Origin of the sequence: Nonomuraea sp. NPDC051191 (assembly GCF_044455665.1) — a bacterium.
Taxonomy (GTDB): Bacteria; Actinomycetota; Actinomycetes; order Streptosporangiales; family Streptosporangiaceae; genus Nonomuraea.
The window spans coordinates 138,999-160,562 of the sequence record NZ_JBITEZ010000001.1 but is presented as its reverse complement, the minus strand read 5'-3'; the positions used below and the strand labels follow the sequence as shown (position 1 = coordinate 160,562).

The following is a 21,564-nucleotide window of genomic DNA, read 5'->3' as shown; positions in this document are numbered from 1 at the left end:
AGTACGGGCAGCAGGGCCAGCAGGGTTACGGCCAGCAGCCGCAGTCCTCCGGCCAGCAGCAGTACGGCGAGCAGCAGCAGGGTTACGCCCAGCAGCAGTACGGCCAGCAGGGTTACGGCCAGCAGCCCGCCTCGGGCCAGCAGGGCTACGCCCAGCAGCAGTACGGCGAGCAGCAGCAGGGCTACGGGCAACAGCAGTACGGTGACCAGCAGCAGTACGGCCAGGCATACGGCCAGCAGCAGCAGTCGCAGCCCTACGGTCAGCCCGGCTACGGCCAGCCCTACGGTCAGCCCGTCGGCGTGCAGCCCCCGGGCGCTCCGGCCCCTCTGGCGGAGTGGTGGCAGCGTCTGGTCGCGAGGATCATCGACGGCGTCATCCTCGGGATCGTGAACTTCGTGATCGGCCTGATCTTCGGCCTGTTCGCGATCGGTTACGACTCGGCGACCGGCTCGACGTCCGGCTTCATGTCGGCCTTCGTCATCGCCATCCTGTCGACGATCGTCACGACCGCCATCTGGGTGGTCTACGAGTTCTTCATGACGAAGTCGAACGGCCAGACGGTCGGCAAGCTGGTCATGGGGATCAAGGTCGTCCCGGTGGGCCAGGCGCTGGCTCCGGGCGGGCTCGCGTCCGACATGGCGATCAAGCGTGCCGGCGTCACCTGGGGTGGCTACATCCTGAGCATCATCCCGATCCTGGGTGCGCTGATCGGCTGGGTGTGCGTCGCGGTCAACGGTGCCTCGCAGCTGTGGGACAAGCCGCTGCAGCAGACGTTCGCGGACAAGTTCGCGGGCACGGTGGTCGTGAAGATCAAGTAATCCCGCGTCAGCGTAAAACAGGGGCCGGCTTCCCGCCGGCCTCTGTTTTGTGTGTGCGGGACGTACCAAAATGGGGGGACGACCGCCGACCCCGTGAGGTGGGATATGGCCGGGACACCGTCGTGGGCGGGCACCGTGCCCGCGGAATGGTGGGAACGCCTCGCCGCCCGCTTCATTGAGGCGCTGGTCTTCGGGGTCTTCTATTACATTCTGTTCATCGCGCTGTGGGGCATCTTCCGAACTGTCGGGATGTTGGAGGCGTTCGACGGGCGGCTCCCGGGGATCTTCGCGTGGTTCCTGGCCGGCCTGTGTTATACGGCCTATGACTGGCGGGCCCATTGCCTGCGCCGGCGGACCTTCGGCCAGGCGATCATGAAGATTCGCCTGGCGCCGGACGTCCTGCCGCGCCGGGCCCTGCTGAAACGAGCGCTGATCTATCCCGGGCCTGTCATGCTGATGGGCATTCCGGTGGTCAATCTGCTGGCCGGAATGCTGCTGTTCGGCGTCGGCCTGCTCATCCTGATCGACAAGCCGTTGGAGCGCGGGCCGCATGACAGGCTGGCCGGAACGCGGGTGGTAAAAGATCTTCGTTGAGGCATCCGCACCTGGGAAGATGCCTTTTCGCAAAATTTTCCCTTGATCCGGTAAGGAGCCTGGAGAGACTGGCATTAGGCTATGGGGCGTCCGGGTTGCCGGATGTCGGTGCCCCTGCTCCCTGAGGGCGACTGTGTGTGGCTATGGTCGGTTCCGGGTGAGTTGTCACCTAGGCGTCATGAGCGTCCGGCGTGCTCCGCAGGTCGCGCCGGGATGCGTATTTAGCGCCCCCGAAACCCCGCTAGCCCTGGAGGCGAGGACGAATGGAAGCCGTAACAGACGTATTGTCAGCGCTCATCCCCCCGGTCGTGGTAGGCGGCGCCTTCATCTTTGGCGCGGTGAAGTTGCTGCGCTCCGAGGTCGCCGGGCGCCGGTCAAACCACCAGGATCAGGCCGAGAACCAGAACTGATCTGCCAGTCAGCGAATCCACGTGGCGCTGAATTGTCTCCGCGCCTTTCCGGGTATATGTTTGGGCGAGCGAATGAAACAATGCTCCGGGAAAGGATTGCGTAGATGGCCAAGCAGATCCAGGAGATTCTCATCGATGACCTCGATGGGGGCGAGGCCAATGAGACGGTCAGCTTCGCTATTGACGGCTCCTCCTATGAGATTGACCTCAGCGACGTTAACGCCAAGAAGCTGAGGGACGCACTCACGCCTTTCGTGCAGCACGCCCGCAGGGCAGGAGCCGTGTCCGCCCGCCGCCGTGGTCGCGGCGGCAACCGTGCGATGAGCCGCGAGAAGAGCTCGGAGATCCGGCAGTGGGCCAAGGCTCACGGTCTGCCGGTCAGCGAGCGCGGCCGCATCGCCTCCACCGTCGTGGAGAAGTACGAAGCGGCTCACTGAGCCTCGTCGAGAGAGCCATCTCCTGACCATGCGCTTATGCCGTTCGCCTAGGACCCCGGCGAGCGCCATAAGCGCATGATCGTTTTTGTGGGGAGTTCGCGAATCTTCCCGGCCACTTGTTGATCTTCTGATTCGCCCAAATGTGGGCGTATTGCTCTCCTGGGACGCCGTGGAAGGCGTCTTGTGGGGGAGTGGAACGCGCCGGGCTTTGCGGCGGCGTCCGTGCCAATTCCCGGGCGCCCCGGCGGGCTCGCTTCTTCGCCGCCTCCCGCGCCGGGAACGGGCCAATGCCGTCACCCGCCGCAATGTTCCCGTTCCCGGCTCCTGCGGCGTACGCGCAAAGCGGTGACGCTCCGCCACACAAACCGGACCGCGCCCTTCTGGTGGGCCCTTCTGGCGCGTCCTGAGTCCGCCCTCTTGCGCACCGGCTTCTTACGGTCTTCTGCGGGGTTCTCGGGCTTCTCGGGGGCGGCGTCGCGGACGGCCGCAAAACGTGGCCGTGCGACTGGTGGGACGCGATGGAAAACCGGCGTCCTCTCCCTTGTGCCGCACATTGTCCCGTCGCGGGAGCCCCACGGCGACGGCGGACCGGTAACCCGGCTGACCCGATGGGGATTACGCGTGGCGTGCGTTCCGTGCCGCGTTGTGCTCAGGGCGTAGCGTCCGCGCTTGGACTCGGTTTGGTGCAGGACATACGATGATTACGTAACAGATACGGGCGCGGGCATCCGAGATGCGTGGGCGGACGGGCACCCCAAGGCTGGCTTCGCCCAGCGTCCGATGGCCGATCCGTGTTGGTCCGCCCTGGGCCGCGGGCGTCGAATTCCAGGCGCTTCCGGGAAGCGCCTAAACATCGTTCGCTTGCGGCGTATCGGGAACACGTCACCCCCGAACAGTAGTTGGATAGAGGGTGAACGCCCTGCTCTCGGGGAACGTCTCTGCTATAGAGCGTGTCAGCGGCAGTGGGCACGGTTCGCCGAGCCAGGGCTAGCATGCGGGATGACGGGACCGGATTTACCGGCCTGACTGACCGCTCTGTGAGGAGCGACGAGATGTTCGAGAGGTTCACCGACCGAGCGAGGCGTGTTGTCGTCTTGGCCCAAGAAGAGGCCAGGATGCTCAACCACAACTACATCGGCACTGAGCACATTCTTCTTGGTTTGATCCATGAAGGTGAGGGCGTAGCCGCCAAGGCTCTGGAGAGCCTCGGCATCAGCCTTGAGGGTGTGCGTCAGCAGGTCGAGGAGATCATCGGCCAGGGCCAGTCGGCTCCGTCGGGGCACATTCCGTTCACCCCGCGGGCCAAGAAGGTCCTCGAGCTGTCGCTCCGTGAGGCCTTGCAGCTGGGCCACAACTACATCGGCACCGAGCACATCCTGCTCGGGCTCATCCGCGAGGGTGAGGGTGTGGCCGCCCAGGTGCTGGTCAAGCTTGGAGCTGATCTCAACCGTGTCCGGCAGCAGGTCATCCAGTTGCTCCACGGTTACCAGGGCAAGGAGCCGGCCGCCGCGGGTGGTCCCCAGGAGTCGGCGCCGTCCACGTCCCTGGTGCTCGACCAGTTCGGCCGTAATCTGACCCAGGCGGCCCGCGAGGGCAAGCTCGACCCGGTCATCGGCCGTGAGAAGGAGATCGAGCGGGTCATGCAGGTCCTCTCCCGGAGGACCAAGAACAACCCGGTGCTGATCGGCGAGCCCGGCGTCGGCAAGACCGCCGTCGTCGAGGGCCTGTCGCAGAAGATCGTCAGGGGCGAGGTGCCCGAGACGCTGAAGGACAAGCAGCTCTACACGCTTGACCTCGGCGCCCTGGTCGCCGGCTCCCGCTACCGCGGTGACTTCGAGGAGCGCCTGAAGAAGGTCCTCAAGGAGATCCGCACGCGCGGCGACATCATCCTGTTCATCGACGAGCTGCACACGCTCGTCGGCGCGGGCGCCGCCGAGGGCGCGATCGACGCCGCCAGCATCCTCAAGCCGATGCTGGCCCGTGGCGAGCTGCAGACGATCGGCGCCACCACCCTCGACGAGTACCGCAAGTACCTTGAGAAGGACGCCGCGCTGGAGCGCCGCTTCCAGCCGATCCAGGTGGCCGAGCCCTCTCTCAGCCACACGATCGAGATCCTCAAGGGCCTGCGCGACCGCTACGAGGCCCACCACCGCGTGTCCATCACCGACGACGCCCTGGTGGCCGCCGCGCAGCTGGCCGACCGCTACATCAGCGACCGCTACCTGCCCGACAAGGCGATCGACCTCATCGACGAGGCCGGTTCCCGGATGCGCATCCGCCGGATGACCGCTCCGCCGGACCTGCGCGAGTACGACGAGAAGATCGCCAACGTCCGTCGCGACAAGGAGTCCGCGATCGACGCGCAGGACTTCGAGAAGGCCGCTGCGCTCCGCGACCAGGAGAAGCAGCTCCAGCTCAAGCGCGAGCGCCGGGAGAAGGAGTGGAAGGCCGGCGACATGGACGTCGTGGCCGAGGTCACCCAGGAGCTCATCGCCGAGGTCCTGGCCACCGCCACCGGCATCCCGGTCTTCAAGCTGACCGAGGAGGAGTCCCAGCGCCTGCTCCGCATGGAGGACGAGCTCCACAAGCGGATCATCGGCCAGGACGACGCCATCAAGGGTCTGTCGCGGTCCATCCGGCGTACCCGCGCCGGTCTGAAGGACCCGCGCCGTCCCGGTGGTTCGTTCATCTTCGCGGGCCCGTCCGGTGTCGGTAAGACCGAGCTGTCCAAGGCTCTGGCGGAGTTCCTCTTCGGCGACGAAGACGCTCTGATCAGCCTGGACATGTCGGAGTTCATGGAGAAGCACACCGTCTCCAGGCTGTTCGGCTCGCCTCCCGGCTACGTCGGCTACGAGGAGGGCGGCCAGCTCACCGAGAAGGTGCGGCGCAAGCCGTTCTCCGTGGTCCTGTTCGACGAGATCGAGAAGGCCCACCCCGACATCTTCAACTCGCTGCTGCAGATCCTGGAAGACGGTCGCCTGACCGACGCCCAGGGCCGCGTGGTCGACTTCAAGAACACGGTCATCATCATGACCACCAACCTCGGCACCCGTGACATCTCCAAGGGCATCGGGGTCGGGTTCGCGAAGTCCAACGACACCGAGTCCAACTACGAGCGGATGAAGGCGAAGGTTCAGGAGGAGCTCAAGCAGCACTTCCGGCCCGAGTTCCTCAACCGTGTCGACGACATCGTGGTCTTCCACCAGCTGACGCCGAACGAGATCATCAAGATCGTCGATCTGATGCTCGCCCAGGTGGACGCCAGGCTGAAGGACCGCGACATGGGGCTCGACGTCTCGCCCGAGGCCAAGCAGCTGCTGGCCGACCGCGGTTACGACCCGGTCATGGGCGCGCGGCCGCTGCGCCGTACGATCCAGCGCGAGCTGGAGGACTCCCTGTCCGAGAAGATCCTCTACGGCGAGCTCCGTCCGGGGCAGGTCGTGAAGGTGACGATCGAGGGCGAGGGCGACAACGCCAAGTTCGTCTTCAAGGGCGAGTCCACCACGGAGGTCCCGGACTCGGCGGCGGCGATCGCCGCGCCGATCCAGCACTGACCGACGCACCGACGCACCACCGAAAACCCCCGCCCCGGCGGGGGTTTTCGCATGTCCGGGCCCGACCGTCCGCAGCACCGTGTGTTTCCCGGAGGCTGCTTCTTTCCGGACGCCGGTTCTTCGCGGCGGGGCCGAGCAAGCCCGGACGCCGCACAGGGCCGGCCAACAATACGCCGCGCATATCCCGGTTTCAGGGCCCCCTGCTTTCGGCGTGGCTCTGGGGTGCGTCCGCTCGTGATCGTTGAGTGCCGCCGCGCGTCCCATCTCGGCTCGCCCATGGTGGGCGGCGCTTCCTGCATGGTGGCGGGGGCGTTCGAAGCTGTGAGACGGGGTTGTTGCGTAATTGTTGGGTGGTTGGGTACATCGCCACCGCTAGTAGTACTACACTCCGTAGAGCATCGCCAAGTCTCATCCAAGTGATCCGCAAGAGCGTGTTCCTAGAGTCAGGGCTGCTCCCTGGGGAGTAGTAGGGAATCAACTCAGGGCGGACGCGTGCGCCACCCGGAAGCAGGCATGCTCACAGGGTTCGCGCGTCTGAGGCGGGCGACGGGAACACTCAAGCAAGCCGTGGAGGAACCGATGCGCCTGCGTCACAACGACGGAACGCTCGTTCACCTCGCCTACAACGCAGGTATCCATCCTGCCGAGGACCTGGAGAACCTGATCGCCCACCTGACCCGCTACGCGGTGCCGGTGCGCAAGAGGCTGGGCGTGGAGCGGATGGGCATCGGGCTGTGGCTGTCGCCCGGCGTCGCCGATCACCTCACGGCCGACCGCATCGAGCTCGTACGGCTGCGCCGCTCCCTGGAGGAGCGCGGCCTGGAGGTCGTCAGCCTGAACGGCACCGGCGGCCGCAACCAGGAGGTCCCCGGCCCCGACTGGGCCAAGCCCGAGCGCTACCGCTACACCATGGCGCTGGCCAAGATCCTGGCGTTCCTGCTGCCCGACGACGTACGGTTCGGCAGCATCTCGACGATCCCGATCGGCTGGCGCCGCGACTGGCCCGCCGACCTGCACGCCATCGCCACCCGCCGCCTGGAGCGGCTGGCCCGCGAGCTGCGCGGCATCTACAGCGTGACCGGCAAGACCATCAGGGTCGGGTTCGAGCCGTGGCCGGGCTGCGTCCTGGAGACGACCGAGCAGGCGCTGGAGCGGGTGGGCGGCATCGACTCCGAGCACCTGGGCGTGTGCCTGGACGCCTGTCACCTCGCCTGCGGGGCCGAGGAGCCCGGCGCGGCGCTGAAGGGCCTGGCGGAGGCCGGCGCGCCCGTCGTCAAGCTGGGGCACGTGCACAACCACACGGGCGAGACGCCGAGCACCGGCGCGGTGCTGCACGACACGCTGACGGCGATGTTGTCGGGCGCGGTCAGCGGGAGCGCGCACATCGAGGTCGAGACGCACAACCTGTTCGTGCCGGGGCGCGCGAAGGGGCCGGGCGCGCTGGTGTCGCTGCTGGCCGAGGAGCTGGCCTGGGCCCGTACGAACCTGACCAGCCTCGGCCTGCAACTGGCCGCCTGATCCCCTCAGAGGCCGGCGAACCAGCCTGGCGTGTCCAGGCGCCACACGTTCGCCGGCGTCATCCTGCGCAGGTCCGACTCCAGGGCCCGCAGGCGGTCCTCGCCCAGCTCCGCGGCCCAACGGGCGCGCAGGTCGTCGAAGATCCGCGCTGAACGGTCGAGCGCGTCGACGCCGCGGGGCGTGAGGCGCACGATCTTGCGCCGGGTGTCGGCGTCGTCTCTGGAGCGCTCGACGTAGCCGACGCGTTCCAGTGCCTCGATCGTCTTGCCCGCGGCCTGCTTGGAGACGCCCAGGGTACGGCCCAGGTCGACGGCGGTCGTGCCGCGTGGGCCGATCGCCTGCATGACGAATCCGTGGTTCGGGCGCATGTCCGGATGGCCCTGGCGGGCCAGTTCGGCGTGCAGCTCGTCGATGAGCGTGCGGAAGGCGAGCAGAAGCCGCAGAGGCAGTTCGAAGCCCGGGGTGTCGCTTGACACGATAGACAACCTGGTTAACTATATAGACAACGTAGTTACCTATCTTAGGGGGTTGCATCGTGTCTGTCATTCGTGACGCGGATTCCCGGCGCTCCGAGACGCCGGGCGGGGTCATGACCACCTTCGCCTCGCCGACGCAGGGCGGGGCCTCGTGCTCGCTCTGGCGGGTCGACGCCAAGCCGGGCGTCGCAGGGCCCCAGCACGACATCGACACCGAGCAGGTGTGGAGCTGGCTCTCCGGCGGGGCCACCGTCGAGCTGGGCGACGAGCGGTTCGTGGTGTCCGCGGGCGACACCGTGGTCATGCCGGCCCGCGTGCTGCGCAGGGTGCTGGCCGACGCGGACGCCGGCTACACGGCCGTCGTCACCGCCGCGGCCGGGGCCAGGGCCATCATGCCCGACGGCACCGACGTCGGCACTCCGCCGTGGATCGCGTGATCGCCATCAGGAACGTTCCAGCCGAGAACCAAAGGAGTTCGTACGATGCCAGTCGTCATGTCCGCCGACGCCCGTGAAGTCCGTACGCCCAACGCCCTGATGACCACGCTCGCCTCGCCCACCCAGGGGCGGGCGGGGGTGGCCATGTGGCGCGTGGACGCCAACCCCGGCATGGAGGGCCCGGTGCACGCCGCCGCCGGCGAGCAGGTGTGGACCTGGCTGGAGGGCGGCGCGGTCGTCGAGCTGGGCGGCGAGCGGTTCGAGGTGGGGCCGGGCGACACCATGGTCCTGCCCGCCGACGTGAGCCGGCGGATGTTCGCCGCCCCCGGGCGCGGGTTCGTCTCGATCGTCGTCGCGCCCGCGGGGGTCGAGGTCTACAACCCCGGCGGCGAGTCCGCGCCCGACGCCTGCGACCTGGCCCCGAAGGGCACGGACCGCACCGTGCCCCCGTGGATGGCCTAGCGGGCGGCCCGGCCGGCTCAGGAGTGCGGCAGGCGGTACGTGCCGTCGTCGAGCACCTCGGCCAGGCCGTCGGTGACCAGGCCGTCGAGTGCGCGTTCGCGCTGGACCGCGTCGTCCCACACCACGTCGAGGGCCGTCTTCGGCACCGGGCCGTGGGCCGCGCGGAGCACCGCGAGCAGGCGGCCGCGGCACTGGCGGTCGGTGCCGGCGTACGTCTGGCCCTTGCGGGCGGGGCCGGTGTGCGGCGGTTTGCCGGCCAGCCGCCACGCGCACAGGTCGGCGATCGGGCAGTCGGCGCAGCGCGGCGCGCGGGCCGTGCAGACCAGCGCGCCCAGCTCCATCACGGCCACGCCCCAGCGAGCCGCGCCCAGCTCGGGCAGCAGCGACTCGGCCAGCCGCCGCTCGGCCGCGGAGGTGGCCGTGGGAGGGTACTCCTCGGCGCGTACGGCCCGCGCGAACACCCGGCGCACATTGGTGTCCAGGACGGCGTGCCGGCCGCCGTACGCGAAGCTGGCGACCGCGGCGGCGGTGTACTCACCGATGCCCGGCAGCGCCAGCAGGGTCGCGTGGTCGTCGGGCACCTCGCCGCCGTGCTCGTCGGCGATGGCACGGGCGCAGGCGTGCAGCCGCAGCGCCCGGCGCGGATAACCGAGCCTGCCCCAATGCCGTACGGCCTCGCCCGGCGGCTCGGCGGCCAGCGATTTGGGCGTGGGCCAGCGGGCCATCCACTCCAGCCACACCGGCAGGACGCGGACGACCGGGGTCTGCTGGAGCATGATCTCGCTGACCAGCACCCCCCACGGGGTCGCGTCGTCGGCGCGCCAGGGGAGGTCTCGGGCGTTGTCCTCGTACCACTCCAGAACGGGGGCGTGCAGGAGGTTCGGCTCAACCACGGGGTCAAGCGTATTCGGAGACGGAGTCGTTCGGCGTGTCGTCACTGTTGGTAGCCGATCAATTACCATGCTGTGCCTATGGATCCGGATTCGATGGGTGGCGACGGCGGTGACGTCTACTGGCGGCGTCGCATGAGCGTGCTGGTGGCCGTTCTCGTCGTGGTGGCCGTGGTGGCGTGGGCGTGCTCCAGCGGGGGCTCCGGGCCGGAACGACCGTCCAACGCGCAGAGCTCACCGAGCGCCACGCCCGCCACCGATCCGCTGCTGGCCGGCCTGCGCACGCTCGCCATGGGGACGGCCAGCCCCTCGCCCACCCCGGCGCCCAAGGAGAGCCCGGCCGTCAAACCCAGACGGCCGGGGGAGCCGTGCCCGCAGGACAGCCTGGTGCTGAGCCTCCAGGGCGGCAAGGAGCCGATCTACACGGGCGCGACGCGGCCGACCTTCATCGTCACGCTGGTCAACACCGGGCCGGTGATGTGCACGGCCGACGTCGGGCCGCGGGCCATGGAGATCCGCATCACCTCGGGCGCCGACCGCATCTGGTCCACCGCCGACTGCGTCAGCGGGCTGGGCACCGAGGTCAGGGAGTTGCAGCGCGGGGTTCCGTACGTGCGGACCCTGGAGTGGGACCGGCGCCGGTCGAGCACCGACTGCCGCTCGACCCCGGCCGCCGCCCTGCCCGGCACGTACGTGGCCACCGCCCGCATGGGCGCGCTGCGCAGCGGCAAGGGCGTCTTCCACCTGCGCTGACCGGGGCGGCCCGCTCAGACGTAACGTTCGAGGATCGAGGACTCCGCGAGGCGCGACAGGCCCTCGCGGACGCTGCGGGCGCGCGACTCCCCGACGCCGCCCACCTCCTGCAGGTCGTCGATGCTGGCAGCCAGCAGCTTCTGCAGGCCGCCGAAGTGGTTGACCAGGCGGTCGACCACCGTGGCGGGCAGCCGGGGCACCTTGGCCAGCAGCCGGAAGCCGCGCGGGCTCACCGGGCTGTCGAGCCGCTCGGCCCCGCCGTGGCCCAGCACGTGCGCCACGGCCGAGAGGTCGAGCAGCTCGCCGCCCGACAGGTGGTCGAGGTCGTGGAGGGCCTCGGTCAGGCGCTTCTGGCGGCGGCTCGCGGGGGCCGGCAGGTAGTCGCGCACGACCAGCTCGCGTTCGGAGTCGACGCCCGCCACCAGCTCGTCGAGCTGCAGCGACAGCAGCCGCCCGTCGGTGCCGAGCTCGACCACGTAGCCCTTGATCTCGTCGGAGATGCGCCGGACCATCTCCAGACGCTGGGCCACCGCCGACACGTCGCGCACGGTGACCAGGTCTTCGATCTCCAGCGCCGACAGGGTGCCGGAGACCTCGTCGAGCCGGTGCTTGTAGCGCTCAAGGGTGGCCAGGGCCTGGTTGGCCTTGGACAGGATGGCCGCCGACTCCTCCAGCACGTAGCGGATGCCGTCGAGGTAGAGGGCGATGATCCGCATGGACTTGCTGATCGCGATGATGGGCAGGCCCGTCTGCCTGGCCACGCGCTGGGCGGTGCGATGGCGGGTGCCCGACTCGTCGGTGGGGATCGCGGGGTCGGGGACGAGGTGCACAGCCGCGCGCACGATCTTCTGGTCGTTGCTCACCACGATCGCGCCGTCCATCTTGGCCAGCTCGCGCAGGCGGGTGGCCGAGAACTCGACGTCGAGCTCGAAGCCGCCGCTGCAGACCTCTTCGACGGTCCGGTTGTGGCCGAGCACGATCAGCCCGCCGGTCTGCCCGCGCAGGATGCGCTCAAGGCCGTCGCGCAGCGGAGTGCCCGGCGCCACAGCGGCCAAAGCGTCGCGACGGCGGTCGTCAAGACTCCTGTCCACCTGACCCCCGTGTCGATTGGTCACGCCCAGCTTAGCCGTGCTATGTGACGTGCGTGAGTGCGTCCCAGACGTTCTCGGCCTGGACGACCTCGAACCCGGGTGCGAAAGCGACGGGCCCCACAGGCACCAGAGCCCGCTGCCCGTTGCGTTTCCCGGTGCCCGTTTCGAGGGATCCGGCGGGGACGAGCGCCCGCTTGAACCCCAGCCTGGCCGCCTCCGTCAGCCGCCTGCGCACGTCCTTGACCGGGCGCAGCTCGCCCGCCAGGCCCACCTCGCCGAGCGCCACCAGCCCGGCCGGCAGCGGCTTGTCGCCCGCGGCGCTCGCGACGGCGAGCATCACTGCCAGGTCGACGGCGGGATCGGCCAGCTTGATGCCGCCCACGGTGGCGGTGAACACGTCGCAGCCGCCGAGCCGGGCGTTGAGCCGGCGCTCCAGCACGGCGAGGATCATCTGCACGCGGTAGGTGTCGAGCCCGGAGGACGATCGCCGCGGCTGCTGGGCCTCGGTGCGGGCCACGAGCGCCTGCACCTCGGCGGGCAGCGGGCGGGTGCCCTCGACGGTGACGGTGACGCAGGTGCCGGCGACCGGCTCGGTGCGTCGCGAGACGAACAGCCCGCTGGGGTCGGTGATGCCCTCGATGCCGCGCTCGTGCAGGTCGAAGCAGCCGATCTCGTCGGTGGGGCCGAACCTGTTCTTGATCGCGCGGACCATGCGCAGCCTGGAGTGGCGGTCGCCCTCGAAGCTGAGCACGACGTCGACCAGGTGCTCAAGGGTGCGGGGGCCGGCGATCGAGCCCTCTTTGGTGACGTGGCCGACGAGGACCGTGGCGAGGTTGCGCTCCTTGGCCAGGCGCACCAGGTTGGCGGCCACCTCGCGCACCTGGGTCACGCCGCCGGGCACGCCCGTGGCCTGGGCCGAACCGATCGTCTGGACCGAGTCGACCACCAGCAGCCTCGGCTCGACCTTGTCGATGTGGGTGATCAGCGCCGACAGCTCGGTCTCGGCGGCGAGGTAGAGATTGTCCTGGATGGCGCCGATGCGGTCGGCCCGCAGACGGACCTGGGCCGCCGACTCCTCGCCCGTCACGTAGAGGACGGTGGTGCGCTCGGCGATGCGGGCCGCGGCCTCCAGCAGGAGCGTGGACTTGCCGATGCCGGGCTCACCGGCCAGCAGCACCACCGCGCCGGGCACCAGGCCGCCGCCGAGCACCCGGTCGAGCTCGCTCACCCCGGTCGTGCGGGCCGTGGCCACCTCGGCCTTGACCTGGCCGATGGGCAGCGCGGGCCCGGTGGTCGCGCCGCCCTGGACGACGCTGACCCCGGCGCGCGCGCCCTCCTCGTCGACAGTGCCCCACGCCTGGCACTCGCCGCACCTGCCGACCCACTTGCTCGTGCGCCAGCCGCACTCGGCACAGCGGTAACCGGGCTTCTGCGCTGTCTTGGCCATGTCGAGCAGGCTAGCGGCCCGTGCCGACAATCCTCGACTACCGTGACAGGCCCAGTTCCTGCACCAGCAGGCGCTTGGGGCGGGCGCCGACGATCTGCCTGACGGGCTCGCCGTTCTCGAACAGCAGCAGCGTGGGCAGGCCCATGACGCCGTAGCGGGACATGATCTCGGGGTTCTCGTCGGTGTTGAGCTTGCCGATGGCCAGGCCGTGCTCGGCCTCGATCTCGTCCAGGACGGGGGCCACCATGCGGCACGGCGGGCACCACTCGGCCCAGAAGTCGACCAGCACCGGCTGGTCGCTCTTGAGCACCTGCTCCTCGAAGTTGTCGGTGGTCAACGTGATCATTTGTCTCCCCTTACGAAACAGCCCGGGCACGACTGGGCGAGCTGGGCGGCGACCTCGGCGCGGCGGGCGAGCAGCACGCGGATCTCCTCGTCGATCTGCATGATCTTGCGCTGGTAGACCTCGACGGACTCCGAGCAGGAGCCGCCCGAGCTGTGGCCCGAGCGCAGGCAGTCGACGAACGGCCTGGTGTCCTCCAGCGTGAAGCCGACCGAGAGCAACGACCGGATCTCGGACACCAGCTTGACGTCCTCCTCGGCGTACTCGCGGTAGCCGTTGGGGCCGCGTCTGGCCGAGAGCAGGCCGTGCTGCTCGTAGTAGCGGAGTGAACGGGTGCTCACCCCGGTGCGTTCCGCCAGCTCCCCGATGCGCATGCGTCCAAGGTAAACGTTGACACCGACGTCAACGTCAAGTCCTCCGGGCAAGGTGTGGCCATGAGCTCAGAAGTAGCGCCAGCGCAGCACGTTCGGGTAGAAGATCTCCAGGCCGGGGGTCTCGGCGACGGCCTGCTCGGCCACGTCGGGGGCGAACTCGATGCGCAGCACCGCCTCCAGGTCGGCCCGGCGCTCGAAGGACATCGTGAGGTCGAGCGGCCGCCGCTGCCAGCCCTGGCGGACCCAGAACGCCTCCACCTCGCGCGCCGAGTACGCCGGCACCGTGCGGGAGAACCAGCGGCCGAACGAGCCGCGGGTGGCGTCGAGGTCGATGACGAAGGCCGCGCCGCCGCGGCGTACGACGCGGGACAGCTCGCGCAGGCCGGGCTCGCAGCCGGGGCCGAAGAAGTAGGCCCAGCGGGCCATGGCCACGTCGACGCTCGCGTCGGGGATCGGGAGGTTCTGGGCGGTGGCGGCGTGCACCGAGACGTTGGGCAGGTTCGCGCAGCGGCGGCGGGCCAGGCCGGCCAGGTCGCCGTGGGGCTCGACGCCGATCACGGCGGCCGCGTCGGCGGCCAGGACGGGCAGGTGGTAGCCGGTGCCGCAGCCGATGTCGAGCACGGTCGCGCCGGCCCAGGGGCGCAGCTCGCGCATCGCGGCGTCGGCCGCGCCCTGGGGGTCGACGGCGCGGTTCTCCAGCTCGTAGACCTGGGGGGTGTTCCAGATGTTCGGGCTCGGGATCGCGCCTCTGGCTATCCGTGGCATGGTCCCAACCGTAGTGGGGTGTGAGGGAGCGTCTTTGGGGTGGGATGGGGGGTTGGGTAGGGCTATCTGGTGGGGCTCACGCGCCAGAGGCGCTTCTCCGGCTTAGGCTGGCAACGTGGCTGATGTCATCCGCGTGCCCAATGCGAAGATCGCATTGTCCACCGCTTCGGTATATCCAGAACGCACTCCCGACGCGTTCGAACTGGCCGCGCGCCTGGGCTACGACGGTGTCGAGATCATGGTCGGCGCCGATCCGGTGAGCCAGGACATCGACGTGATCGAGCGGCTGTCGGAGCATTATCAGGTGCCCGTCCTGGCGATCCACGCGCCCTGTCTGCTCGTGACGCAGCGGGTCTGGGGCAGGGACCCCTGGGCCAAGCTGGTCAGGGCGCAGAAGGCCGCAGAGCGCCTCGGCGCCTCGACCGTCGTGGTGCACCCGCCCTTCCGCTGGCAGCGCGACTACGCGCGCGACTTCGAGAACGGCCTGGCCCGCATGCGTGACGAGACCGCGGTCACGTTCGCGGTCGAGAACATGTTCCCGCTGCGCGCCAGGGGCAACGACGTGGTGCCGTACTCGCCCGACTGGAACCCGATCGACTACGACTTCCCGCAGGTCACCCTCGACCTGTCGCACACCGCCGTGTCCGGCTCCGACGCCATGGAGATGGCCACCAAGCTCGGCGACCGGCTGGCCCACCTCCACCTGGCCGACGGCATGGGCGTGACGAACAAGGACGAGCACCTGGTCCCCGGCAGGGGCAACCAGCCGTGCGCGCAGATGCTGGAACGCCTGGCGACCTCCGGCTACGGCGGCCTGGTGGTGCTGGAGATCAACACCCGCAAGGCGGCCAGCCGCACCGAGCGCGTCGACGACCTGGCCGAGGCGCTGGCCTTCGCCCGGCTGCACCTGGCGGCGTCCCGATGAACGTGGGACCGACCAGGAACGTGGGGCCGACCAGAGACCTCGCCAGGGTCTTCGACAGCGTGGCCGACGCCTACGACGCGGGCCGCCCGACCTATCCCGACGAGATGTTCCGCGCGCTCACCGAGATCACCGGGGTCGAGCTCGACGGCGCCACCACGGTCGACGTGGGCGCGGGCACGGGCATCCTGACACACGCGCTGCGGGCCCGCGGCTCGCAGGTGATCGCGGTCGACCCGGGCGCGGAGATGCTGGCACGGCTGGTCTCGCGGATCGACGGCGAGCCGCCGGCCGTCACGGCGCTGATCGCCGACGGCAACGCGCTGCCGCTGGCCGGCGGGGTGGCCGACCTGGTGACGTACGCGCAGTCATGGCACTGGCTCGACCCCGTCGTCTCGATCGCCGAGGCCAGGCGGGTGCTGCGGCCCGGCGGCGCGATCGTGGGCTGCTGGAACCTCCACCACGCGGCGCAGGCCGACTGGCTGGCCGCCTACGAGGCGCGGCTGGCCGAGGCGGTGCCCACGTACTGGGGGCCGGCGGTCGAGGAGTGGTCGGTGCCGCCCATCGCCGCGGCCTTCGAGGTGGTCGAGGAGCGCTGGATCCCGTGGACGAGGCTGGTCGGCATCGAGGACTTCCTGCTCGATCTGCGGTCCCACTCGTACATGGCGGCGCTGTCGCCGGAGGCGGCCGACGGGCTGGTCGCCCGGCAGCGCGGGGAGCTGGGGAAGGTCTTCCCCGAGGGCGTGCTGTCGGTGCCGATGCGGGTGTACCTGGCGGTGGGCCGGTGACCGGCGGGGCGCGGCCATGACCGACGTACGACGGCGGCCCGGACGCAGGCCCGGGTCCGCCGACACGCGCGGCGAGATCCTGGCGGCGGCGCGGCGGGTGTTCGCCGAGAAGGGCTTCGACAAGGCCACGGTGCGCGGGATCGCGCGGGAGGCCAAGGTCGACCCGGCTCTGGTGCACCACTACTTCGAGACCAAGGAGGGCATGTTCGCGGCGGCCCTGCAACTGCCGATCACCCCCGACGAGATCGTCCCGATGCTGCTGGACGGCCCGCGCGAGGAGATCGGCGAGCGGCTGGTGCGGACGATCCTCGGCGTGACCGCCGAGCCGGAGACCCGCGAGCCGATGATCGCCCTGATCCGCTCGGCGCTGACGAACGAGCAGGCCGCGGCGATGTTCCGCGAGTTCATCACGAACGCCCTGCTCTTCCAGGTGGCCGACAGTCTCGGCGTGCCGCACCTGCGGATCGAGGCCGCGTTCGCCCAGATGTACGGCCTCATCATGGCCCGCTACGTGATCAAATTGGAGCCACTGGCCGGCGCGGACCCGGAAGAGCTGGTCGAGCTGATCGCGCCGACCATCCAGAGGTACTTCACGGCGTAGAGCATTGTTCGGTATAGGGCACTGACCTTAGGGTATAGGTGTCGTCCCGGGAAGTTACTGGCCGGTAAGATTCCTGGAAACGCGTGTCCGTATGCTGGCAGCCATCGTCGTCTGTGGGAGGACCCCGTGCTCTGGGTAGCGATCATCGGGCTGGTCATGACCGTCCTGGCGGTGGCCGTCGCCGGCCGCAGGGTGTTGTTCCTGTTCAAGCTGGCGACCTCGGGGCCGCCGGCGCCCGAACGCGTCGAGTACGCCAAGGAGCACGCCGCCGATGAGCTCAAGGCCCAGCTCGTCGAGGTCTTCGGCCAGAAGAAGCTGCTGAAGTGGACGCCTTCGGGCATCGCCCACTTCTTCGTCATGTGGGCGTTCTTCATCCTGCTGACCGTCTACATCGAGGCGTACGGCGCGATCATCCAGGGCGCGATCACCGGTGAGCCCGACTTCCACATCCCGCTCATCGGGACCTGGGGCGTGCTCGGCCTCCTCCAGGACTTCATCGCGGTCGCGTGTCTGCTCGGGCTGGTCGCCTTCGCGATCATCCGGGTCAAGAACTCGCCCAAGACGCTGGGGCGCAAGTCGCGTTTCTCCGGCTCGCACCTAGGCGGCGCGTGGCTCGTCCTGTTCATGATCTTCAACATCATCTGGACGCTGTTCCTGGCCCGCGGCGCCTCGGCGGCCAACGGCAACTTCCCCTACTCCTCCGGCGCCTTCGTCTCCCTGGCGCTCGGCGACGCGCTGCCGGCGAGCCCGCTGCTGGAGGAGATCGCGCTGCTCCTGCACATCGGCTTCATGCTGGTGTTCCTGGTCATCGTGGTGAACTCCAAGCACCTGCACATCTTCACCGCGCCGCTCAACGTGCTCTTCTCCCGGCGTCCCAACGGCCTCGGCGCCGCCTCGGAGCTGCGCGTCGACGGCAAGCTCGTCGACTTCGAGGACGAGGAGCTCGACGCCGAACGCCTGGGCCGCGGCAAGATCGGCGACACCACCTGGAAGGGCTTCCTCGACTTCTACTCCTGCACCGAGTGCGGCCGCTGCCAGTCGCAGTGTCCGGCCTGGAACACCGACAAGCCGCTCTCGCCGAAGATGCTCATCCTCGACCAGCGCGACCACGCCTTCAAGGTGGCCCCGTACCTGATGGCCGCGAGCAACGAGCACGCCGGCACCGACGTGCTCGCGCTGCTGGAGAAGCCGCTCGTCGGCGAGGACGGCGTCATCCACCCCGACGTGCTGTGGTCGTGCACCAACTGCGGCGCGTGCGTCGAGCAGTGCCCGGTGGACATCGAGCACATCGACCACATCCTCGACATGCGCCGCTACCAGGTCATGGTGGAGTCGTCGTTCCCGTCCGAGGCGGGGGTGATGGTGAAGAACCTGGAGAACAAGGGCAACCCGTGGGGCATGTCCGAGATGAAGCGGGCCGACTGGATCGAGGAGCTCGACTTCGAGGTCGAGCTGGTCGACGAGAAGATGCCCGAGGACGCCGAGTACCTGTTCTGGGTGGGCTGCGCGGGCGCCCTTGAGGACCGCGCCAAGAAGACCACCAAGGCGGTCGCCGAGCTGCTGCACATCGCGGGCGTGAAGTTCGCGGTGCTCGGCCCGATGGAGGCGTGCACCGGCGACCCGGCCCGGCGCCTGGGCATGGAGTACCTGTTCAACATGCTCGCCCAGCAGAACATCGAGACGCTCAACGAGGCCGGCGTCAAGAAGATCGTCGCGACCTGTCCCCACTGCTTCAACACGCTGGCTAACGAGTACCCGCAGCTCGGCGGCACCTACGAGGTCGTGCACCACACGCAGCTGCTGTCGAAGCTGGTGGACGAGGGTCTGCTCACCCCGGTCACGCCGATCGAGGAGAAGATCACCTATCACGACCCGTGCTTCCTCGGCCGCCACAACAAGGTCTACTCCCAGCCCCGCGACATCATGTCGAAGGTGCCCGGCGTGCAGACCCAGGAGATGCACCGCCACAAGGACCGCGGCTTCTGCTGCGGCGCGGGCGGCGCGCGCATGTGGATGGAGGAGCGCATCGGCAAGCGCATCAACACCGAGCGGGTCGACGAGGCGCTGACCACGAATCCCGACACCGTCTCGACCGCGTGCCCGTTCTGCATGGTGATGCTCGGTGACGCGATCAACGAGAAGAAGAACAACGGCGAGGCCAAGGAAACGCTGGAAGTCGTGGACGTCGCGCAGCTCTTGATCAAATCTGTCAAGGGCGCTTCCTGACCTCGAAAAGTCGGACTCCTCTACAGGCTCTGTAGAGGAGTTCCGCACGTCACGAGGCCATGCCCAGGAAATCTCCCATCCACATAACGGGAAAATCACGGTAACCTCAACGTCGCATGGCCTTATTCGACGGGGAGGGGGCTAGTGATGCGCGTCGTGGTCACGGACGCCGAAGTCACCCTGGCCGACGTGCTCTCCCTGCGACTCGCCATCGACGAGCCCCTGGGTGACGGCACCGAGCTCGTCCTGCGCCATCGCGCCACGGGGGTCGAGCGCGACGTGCGTCTGGGCCGGACGGGAAGCCGGACGCGGGAGGCCACGCTGGCCGTCTCGCTCGCGCCGCTGGAGCTGACCGCCGGCCGATGGGACGCCTACCTGCGGCACGAGGGCGGCCGCAGCAGACTGCGCAGCGTCGATCCCGGGTTCTCGCTCGACCATCTCGACGCGTACGCGCTGTGCCGCCGGACGCTGGCCTACCGGTCGTACCGGACCCGGAACGGGTTTCTGGCCCTGAAGATAGCCGACGCCGCGCCGGTGGCCGAGGTACGGGCGATCTGGTTCAGGGAGGGCCGGTTCGAGGTGACGGGGCTGCTGGCGTACACCGGGCTGGAGGACGACGACGCGCGCCGCGAGGCCACGCTCACCCTCGACCGCAGGCCGACCAGGGAACGGGTGTCGTCCACCGCCACCGTCCAGGGCGTGCGTTTCCACGCGGCGGTGTCGCTGGTGAACGTGGTCGAGGCCGATCCCGACACGGCCGGTACGTGGGAACCCGCGCTGGAGGTCGAGGGCGTGCCCACGCCGCTGCGGCTGGGCGCCTGGCTCGACGACGTCGACGGCAAACGCAGACGGCTGCACTATCCGTCGGCCGAGATCGACGGCGTGCCCGTCCGGCCCAGTTACACCGCCGACGACGAGCTGCGCATCGAGGTGGGCGGATGAAGGTCAGCCTGGTCCTCGCCTCGGCGTACGGGATGCGCGGCGACGTGCGCGCGATGCTCAACCTCGCCACCGCCCTGTCCGAGCGGCACGAGGTCGAGGTCGTCAGCGTCAGGCGGCAGAAGGAGAAGCCGTTCTTCCCCATCGGCGCCAAGGTGGCCATGCGCAGCGTGGTCGACGCCCGTCCCGGGGTGCGCCACCTGCTGCCGCGCGGCCAGATGCGCACCGAGATGGCGCTCTGGCGGATGTTGCGCGGGCTCAGGGCCGACGTGGTGATCACCACCAGGCCGGGCATCGGCGTCCAGGTGGCGCGGCATGCTCCACGTGAAACCCTCAAGATCGCCAGAGAGTGGGGGCGGCCCGCCGTCCCCGGGCCGGTGCAGCGGCTCTACCCGCGCCTCGACGCGGTCGTGACGGCCACGGAGTCGGCCCAGGAGGAATGGGTCAGGCTGCTCGGCGGCGGGCTCGCCGTCCACTCCGTGCCGGACGCGCTGCCGGGTGGCCCGTGGCCGCGCTCGCGAATGGACAACCGGATCGTGGCGGCCGGGGGCAGGTGGGTGTCGGTCAAGGCGTACGACCGGTTGATCAGGGCGTTCGCGATCGTGGCGGACAAACGTCCCGACTGGCGGCTGCGCCTGTACGGCGGCGGCCCCGAGGAGCGGCGGCTGCGCTCGCTGGTGGGCGAGCTCGACCTGCACAACCACGTCTACTTCATGGGCGTCACGCCCGATCTGGCGGGGGAGTTCGCCAAGGCGTCGATCGTGGCCAACCCCTCCCGCAGCGAAGACCTGGGCATGACCGTGCTGGAGGCCATGGGGTGCGGGGTGCCGGTGGTGGCCTTCGAGGGCGCGAGGGGCCCCAGGGAGTTCGTGGCGACCGGCTACAACGGCGTGCTGGTGCCCGAGAGCGAGAGCGAGGCGCAGCACTTCGCGGGCGCGCTGCTCGCGCTCATCGACGACGAGCGCCGCCGTCGCTCGCTCGCGGCCGGTGCTCTGGACACCGCCGTACGCCATTCGGCCGAGGAAGTCGCCGAACAGTGGGAGAAGCTGCTCTCAGATCTCCGCTAGCTCATACGGGTTACGGGTACCGTAGAAGCATGCATGGGTACAGCGGAGACAAGCAGGCATATCTGACGCGCCTCCGGCGAATCGAGGGCCAGATCAGGGGCCTGCAGCGCATGGTCGACGACGATGCCTACTGCATCGACGTGCTCACCCAGGTCTCCGCGGCCACGCGGGCCCTTCAGGCCGTGGCGCTCGGGCTGCTGGAGGAGCACATCTCCCACTGCGTCGCCGACGCGATCAACACGGGCGGCCCGGAGGCCGAGGCGAAGGTGAAGGAGGCGTCGGCCGCCATCGCCCGCCTGGTCAAGTCATAGGGCCGTCCTCCTCCATACGTAGGAGAGAGACACCCTCGATTGACTAGTTACCTGGAATCCCCGGGAACGACTGTCCCGGACCCCATCGGAGCCCGGGACAGGTAATTTTCGATGGTCTTCAGCGACTCGCCGAAGTCCGCAATCCGAGCGCGTCGTCGAGTTCGTCCAAGGTCAGCCGCCGCTCGCTGACAGCGACGGCGGTGAGCACCTCGGCGTAGAGCGCAATCTCGTCCAACGCGACACGGTCGTGGACCCGAGAGTCCAGGTCGTCGTGCCCCACCGCGTCGTCCTTCCTTCCGCAGCCCACACCCTCTACGAGGTTACGGCGAGCGCCCTTCCTG

23 protein-coding genes are annotated in these 21,564 nt (G+C 69.2%); 15 read left to right on the top strand and 8 right to left on the bottom strand.

Annotated elements, in window-relative coordinates:
* From ACIA8R_RS00745 to ACIA8R_RS00725, 5 genes are all read left to right on the top strand, one after another.
* A partial coding sequence (locus tag ACIA8R_RS00745) for an RDD family protein (protein WP_397035706.1) occupies positions 1-818 on the top strand: 818 nt, incomplete at its 5' end.
* Positions 819-923: 105 nt separating this feature from the next.
* Positions 924-1,412, top strand: a complete 489-nt coding sequence (locus ACIA8R_RS00740; protein WP_397035704.1) for an RDD family protein — start codon at positions 924-926, stop codon at positions 1,410-1,412.
* Positions 1,413-1,926: 514 nt separating this feature from the next.
* On the top strand, positions 1,927-2,259 hold the full coding sequence (locus ACIA8R_RS00735; protein WP_125641669.1) for an Lsr2 family protein: 333 nt from the start codon (positions 1,927-1,929) through the stop codon (positions 2,257-2,259).
* Positions 2,260-3,311: 1,052 nt separating this feature from the next.
* Positions 3,312-5,813 carry an ATP-dependent Clp protease ATP-binding subunit gene (locus ACIA8R_RS00730; protein ID WP_357702267.1) on the top strand — a complete coding sequence of 834 codons (2,502 nt, stop codon included), beginning with the start codon at positions 3,312-3,314 and terminating at the stop codon, positions 5,811-5,813.
* A gap of 579 nt (positions 5,814-6,392) precedes the next feature.
* Positions 6,393-7,331, top strand: a complete 939-nt coding sequence (locus ACIA8R_RS00725; protein ID WP_357702269.1) for a TIM barrel protein — start codon at positions 6,393-6,395, stop codon at positions 7,329-7,331.
* A 5-nt stretch (positions 7,332-7,336) separates the two neighbouring features.
* Here the strand turns inward: ACIA8R_RS00725 and ACIA8R_RS00720 are convergent, their stop codons facing one another.
* Complete coding sequence (locus ACIA8R_RS00720; protein ID WP_364084110.1) at positions 7,337-7,807, bottom strand: MarR family winged helix-turn-helix transcriptional regulator; 471 nt, start codon at positions 7,805-7,807, stop codon at positions 7,337-7,339.
* A gap of 59 nt (positions 7,808-7,866) precedes the next feature.
* Here ACIA8R_RS00720 and ACIA8R_RS00715 point away from each other — a divergent pair, with 59 nt between their 5' ends.
* On the top strand, positions 7,867-8,244 hold the full coding sequence (locus tag ACIA8R_RS00715) for a cupin (RefSeq protein ID WP_364084113.1): 378 nt from the start codon (positions 7,867-7,869) through the stop codon (positions 8,242-8,244).
* 45 nt (positions 8,245-8,289) lie between these two features.
* Positions 8,290-8,706: a cupin domain-containing protein gene (locus tag ACIA8R_RS00710; protein ID WP_357702275.1), complete on the top strand. Its 417-nt coding sequence runs from the start codon at positions 8,290-8,292 to the stop codon at positions 8,704-8,706.
* 17 nt (positions 8,707-8,723) lie between these two features.
* Here ACIA8R_RS00710 and ACIA8R_RS00705 read toward each other — a convergent pair whose 3' ends face one another.
* Positions 8,724-9,599, bottom strand: a complete 876-nt coding sequence (locus ACIA8R_RS00705) for an A/G-specific adenine glycosylase (RefSeq protein WP_364084116.1) — start codon at positions 9,597-9,599, stop codon at positions 8,724-8,726.
* 78 nt (positions 9,600-9,677) lie between these two features.
* On the opposite strand from ACIA8R_RS00705, the gene ACIA8R_RS00700 reads away from it, so the two are divergent.
* A complete protein-coding gene (locus ACIA8R_RS00700; protein ID WP_357702278.1) occupies positions 9,678-10,349 on the top strand; it encodes a hypothetical protein in 672 nt (223 codons plus the stop codon).
* A 14-nt stretch (positions 10,350-10,363) separates the two neighbouring features.
* Here ACIA8R_RS00700 and disA read toward each other — a convergent pair whose 3' ends face one another.
* The 5 genes from disA to ACIA8R_RS00675 form a co-directional block, all read right to left on the bottom strand.
* Positions 10,364-11,440 (bottom strand): DNA integrity scanning diadenylate cyclase DisA, encoded by a 1,077-nt coding sequence (gene disA, locus ACIA8R_RS00695; protein ID WP_357702279.1) that lies wholly within the window; start codon positions 11,438-11,440, stop codon positions 10,364-10,366.
* 40 nt (positions 11,441-11,480) lie between these two features.
* Entirely contained in the window at positions 11,481-12,887 is a 1,407-nt protein-coding gene (gene radA / locus ACIA8R_RS00690) for a DNA repair protein RadA (protein ID WP_357702281.1), read from the bottom strand.
* 37 nt (positions 12,888-12,924) lie between these two features.
* Positions 12,925-13,233, bottom strand: a complete 309-nt coding sequence (trxA, locus tag ACIA8R_RS00685) for a thioredoxin (protein ID WP_357702283.1) — start codon at positions 13,231-13,233, stop codon at positions 12,925-12,927.
* Complete coding sequence (locus tag ACIA8R_RS00680; RefSeq protein ID WP_357702285.1) at positions 13,230-13,604, bottom strand: MerR family transcriptional regulator; 375 nt, start codon at positions 13,602-13,604, stop codon at positions 13,230-13,232. Before ACIA8R_RS00680 ends, trxA begins: the two co-directional genes overlap by 4 nt.
* Positions 13,605-13,670: 66 nt before the next feature.
* The gene (locus tag ACIA8R_RS00675) at positions 13,671-14,369 is read right to left on the bottom strand and encodes a class I SAM-dependent methyltransferase (RefSeq protein ID WP_364084122.1); all 699 of its coding nucleotides are present in this window, start codon (positions 14,367-14,369) and stop codon (positions 13,671-13,673) included.
* 115 nt (positions 14,370-14,484) lie between these two features.
* Here ACIA8R_RS00675 and ACIA8R_RS00670 point away from each other — a divergent pair, with 115 nt between their 5' ends.
* The 7 genes from ACIA8R_RS00670 to ACIA8R_RS00640 all read left to right on the top strand — a co-directional run bounded on the left by ACIA8R_RS00670 (position 14,485) and on the right by ACIA8R_RS00640 (position 21,223).
* On the top strand, positions 14,485-15,294 hold the full coding sequence (locus tag ACIA8R_RS00670) for a sugar phosphate isomerase/epimerase (RefSeq protein WP_357702289.1): 810 nt from the start codon (positions 14,485-14,487) through the stop codon (positions 15,292-15,294).
* On the top strand, positions 15,291-16,079 hold the full coding sequence (locus ACIA8R_RS00665; protein ID WP_364084125.1) for a class I SAM-dependent methyltransferase: 789 nt from the start codon (positions 15,291-15,293) through the stop codon (positions 16,077-16,079). The genes ACIA8R_RS00670 and ACIA8R_RS00665 overlap by 4 nt, the downstream gene beginning before the upstream one ends.
* Before the next feature lie 16 nt (positions 16,080-16,095).
* On the top strand, positions 16,096-16,680 hold the full coding sequence (locus ACIA8R_RS00660) for a TetR family transcriptional regulator (protein ID WP_357702293.1): 585 nt from the start codon (positions 16,096-16,098) through the stop codon (positions 16,678-16,680).
* A gap of 126 nt (positions 16,681-16,806) precedes the next feature.
* Entirely contained in the window at positions 16,807-18,906 is a 2,100-nt protein-coding gene (locus ACIA8R_RS00655) for a (Fe-S)-binding protein (RefSeq protein ID WP_397035697.1), read from the top strand.
* Between the two features lie 147 nt (positions 18,907-19,053).
* On the top strand, positions 19,054-19,848 hold the full coding sequence (locus ACIA8R_RS00650) for a hypothetical protein (protein ID WP_397035695.1): 795 nt from the start codon (positions 19,054-19,056) through the stop codon (positions 19,846-19,848).
* Positions 19,845-20,912, top strand: coding sequence for a glycosyltransferase (locus tag ACIA8R_RS00645; protein WP_397035693.1), 1,068 nt, complete (start codon positions 19,845-19,847; stop codon positions 20,910-20,912). The genes ACIA8R_RS00650 and ACIA8R_RS00645 overlap by 4 nt, the downstream gene beginning before the upstream one ends.
* Before the next feature lie 29 nt (positions 20,913-20,941).
* Positions 20,942-21,223, top strand: coding sequence for a metal-sensitive transcriptional regulator (locus ACIA8R_RS00640; RefSeq protein ID WP_352327377.1), 282 nt, complete (start codon positions 20,942-20,944; stop codon positions 21,221-21,223).
* Between the two features lie 118 nt (positions 21,224-21,341).
* On the opposite strand, the gene ACIA8R_RS00635 is transcribed toward ACIA8R_RS00640, so the two are convergent.
* Entirely contained in the window at positions 21,342-21,503 is a 162-nt protein-coding gene (locus tag ACIA8R_RS00635) for a hypothetical protein (protein WP_020540796.1), read from the bottom strand.
* Positions 21,504-21,564: the final 61 nt, after the last annotated feature.

Excerpts from the sequence above, each read along its gene's own strand:
- ACIA8R_RS00640 (WP_352327377.1), top strand. The coding sequence starts at position 20,942 with ATGCATGGGTACAGCGGAGACAAGCAGGCATATCTGACGCGCCTCCGG.
- radA (WP_357702281.1), bottom strand. The coding sequence starts at position 12,887 with ATGGCCAAGACAGCGCAGAAGCCCGGTTACCGCTGTGCCGAGTGCGGC.
- ACIA8R_RS00740 (WP_397035704.1), top strand. The coding sequence starts at position 924 with ATGGCCGGGACACCGTCGTGGGCGGGCACCGTGCCCGCGGAATGGTGG.
- ACIA8R_RS00680 (WP_357702285.1), bottom strand. The coding sequence starts at position 13,604 with ATGCGCATCGGGGAGCTGGCGGAACGCACCGGGGTGAGCACCCGTTCA.
- ACIA8R_RS00660 (WP_357702293.1), top strand. The coding sequence starts at position 16,096 with ATGACCGACGTACGACGGCGGCCCGGACGCAGGCCCGGGTCCGCCGAC.
- ACIA8R_RS00700 (WP_357702278.1), top strand. The coding sequence starts at position 9,678 with ATGGATCCGGATTCGATGGGTGGCGACGGCGGTGACGTCTACTGGCGG.
- trxA (WP_357702283.1), bottom strand. The coding sequence starts at position 13,233 with ATGATCACGTTGACCACCGACAACTTCGAGGAGCAGGTGCTCAAGAGC.
- ACIA8R_RS00730 (WP_357702267.1), top strand. The coding sequence starts at position 3,312 with ATGTTCGAGAGGTTCACCGACCGAGCGAGGCGTGTTGTCGTCTTGGCC.
- ACIA8R_RS00645 (WP_397035693.1), top strand. The coding sequence starts at position 19,845 with ATGAAGGTCAGCCTGGTCCTCGCCTCGGCGTACGGGATGCGCGGCGAC.
- ACIA8R_RS00725 (WP_357702269.1), top strand. The coding sequence starts at position 6,393 with ATGCGCCTGCGTCACAACGACGGAACGCTCGTTCACCTCGCCTACAAC.
- ACIA8R_RS00650 (WP_397035695.1), top strand. The coding sequence starts at position 19,054 with ATGCGCGTCGTGGTCACGGACGCCGAAGTCACCCTGGCCGACGTGCTC.
- ACIA8R_RS00665 (WP_364084125.1), top strand. The coding sequence starts at position 15,291 with ATGAACGTGGGACCGACCAGGAACGTGGGGCCGACCAGAGACCTCGCC.
- ACIA8R_RS00735 (WP_125641669.1), top strand. The coding sequence starts at position 1,927 with ATGGCCAAGCAGATCCAGGAGATTCTCATCGATGACCTCGATGGGGGC.
- ACIA8R_RS00710 (WP_357702275.1), top strand. The coding sequence starts at position 8,290 with ATGCCAGTCGTCATGTCCGCCGACGCCCGTGAAGTCCGTACGCCCAAC.
- ACIA8R_RS00675 (WP_364084122.1), bottom strand. The coding sequence starts at position 14,369 with ATGCCACGGATAGCCAGAGGCGCGATCCCGAGCCCGAACATCTGGAAC.